2 protein-coding genes are annotated in these 1253 nt (G+C 44.4%); both read left to right on the top strand.

What is annotated here, in order from left to right:
* Positions 1-207 precede the first annotated feature (207 nt).
* Positions 208-474: a hypothetical protein gene (locus A3756_RS16385; RefSeq protein ID WP_068510923.1), complete on the top strand. Its 267-nt coding sequence runs from the start codon at positions 208-210 to the stop codon at positions 472-474.
* Positions 475-569: 95 nt separating this feature from the next.
* Positions 570-1013 carry a hypothetical protein gene (locus A3756_RS16380; RefSeq protein ID WP_068510921.1) on the top strand — a complete coding sequence of 148 codons (444 nt, stop codon included), beginning with the start codon at positions 570-572 and terminating at the stop codon, positions 1011-1013.
* Positions 1014-1253: the final 240 nt, after the last annotated feature.

Below are 1253 nucleotides of genomic sequence, written 5' to 3'. Positions count from 1 at the left end.
TAGCAGTTGCAGCGGCAATATTTTCAGGCTTAGTCGCTGAGTTTGTATTTTATAAATTGGTAATTTCTGGCAAGGTTAAATCTAATCTCGTAGCAAATGAAATATAACCAGGCAATCAAAGATCGCCCACGAAAGGGCCCGTGGGCTGGACTCGCTCTGCTGCGCGCCGCTCGCCCTTTATTGCGGCGTTAGGCTCATGGAGATGCTATGAAAGTCGAGATAGTAAGAGATACTGGGACAGGTTATTTTGGCACAACAACTGCCAGAACAAATGTTCCACAAGGAAAGAAACTTGAGCTTACCATGCAGAATCTATGTTCAACTTTGGGCATTAAAAAAATCTACTGGACCATTAGCTCAAGAGAAGCAAAATATTATCGCCCGGATGGACCTTATACCTATCAGAGTGCTTCCAATACCATTCTTGAATTATCTGAAAAAGTAGCCGAGAAATATGCGAATAAAAAAGCCTAACAAGTTTAGCCTGCCTCGCCCCGGAAAAATCCCCGGGGCTGGACTCGCTATCGCTCGCCGCAGCTAAAGGCGTTAGCTGTAAAAAAGGAGTTAAATTGAAGCACATATTTGTTATTGCAGTTTTAGCCTTATTGTCAGGTTGTAGTTCAATGGTAAAGACCGAAATTGGAGATTACGATTACGGCAAAAGTTTAAGTGAACTACAAAGTCAGCATATCGAGTTACAACCTCAGGATGGTTTATTCTCTGAACCACGAATTAGCATTCCATTAGATGATGCTAAAAGCCTTTGGGGAGAGCCCCAAAGTACGGAAAATCTATGGGGCGAAAAAGCTTTGGGTTCTGGTATCGCTTTAAGTGCAGCAGCTACTGGCTTAATTAGTTGGGCGGGTTATGGAGTAATAGAGCTGATGTTTTTGCCTCCTTGCCAAGAACATGTATGGTCAATAAAAAATAAACAAGTCTTAGCTAAAAGCTGCAGTACCATTGGTACAGGGTATCAATCCAAAATAGTAAAATGGGATTGGTCCGAAAATTAAATCAGCTAACAAGTTTAGCCTGCCTCGCCCCGGAAAAGGCCCCGGGGCTGGACTCGCTATCGCTCGCCGCAGCTAAAGGCGTTGGTATGACTCCCCACGTCAAGAGGCCCGCACAAAATCCTGCCGGAACCTCGGCCAGAGCCTTTCTTTTTAATTAACATTCTTCCCGTTAGGGAAGCGTCAACGCATCAGATGAAGCAAGTAATTTCGACGGTGATCATGCTGGTATTCGTGGGTTGC

The sequence above is a fragment of the Oleiphilus sp. HI0086 genome, assembly GCF_001635225.1.
Note: the sequence above shows the minus strand (reverse complement) of the source record. Positions and strands in the feature narration are given on the sequence as shown.

Bases quoted from the DNA above. Each gene is read 5' to 3' on its own strand.
- A3756_RS16385 (WP_068510923.1), top strand. From the start codon at position 208: ATGAAAGTCGAGATAGTAAGAGATACTGGGACAGGTTATTTTGGCACA.